General features: G+C 41.6%; 2 rRNA genes. Both read right to left on the minus strand.

From position 1 onward, the window contains the following. Positions 1 to 76, minus strand: a 5S ribosomal RNA gene (gene rrf / locus ABFY09_RS15175); the annotation flags it as partial. A 171-nt stretch (positions 77 to 247) separates the two neighbouring features. Beyond that, a 23S ribosomal RNA gene (locus ABFY09_RS15180) occupies positions 248 to 329 on the minus strand; the annotation flags it as partial.

Genomic DNA, 329 nt, shown 5'->3' on the forward strand with positions numbered 1-329 from the left:
TACCATCGGCGATGGCGCTTTTCACTTCTGAGTTCGGGATGGGATCAGGTGGTTCAACGCCTCTATGATCGTCAAGCAATTCGGTTGCGTTCGTTTTGGTGGCTTTTTTATTGCCTTACCCAAAACACGCGAAGACATGCTTGGATCTTTAACAATTCATTTTGAAATAACGTGTATCAAGGTTAAACCGATCTTTCATCATTACTGATGCTTTATCGTAATATATGTAAAACTACTTTGGTGTTATATGGTCAAGCCTCACGAGCAATTAGTATTGGTTAGCTCAATGCCTCACAGCACTTACACACCCAACCTATCAACGTCCTAGT

Source organism: Marinomonas sp. 5E14-1, from assembly GCF_039939215.1.
Lineage (GTDB): Bacteria > Pseudomonadota > Gammaproteobacteria > Pseudomonadales > Marinomonadaceae > Marinomonas.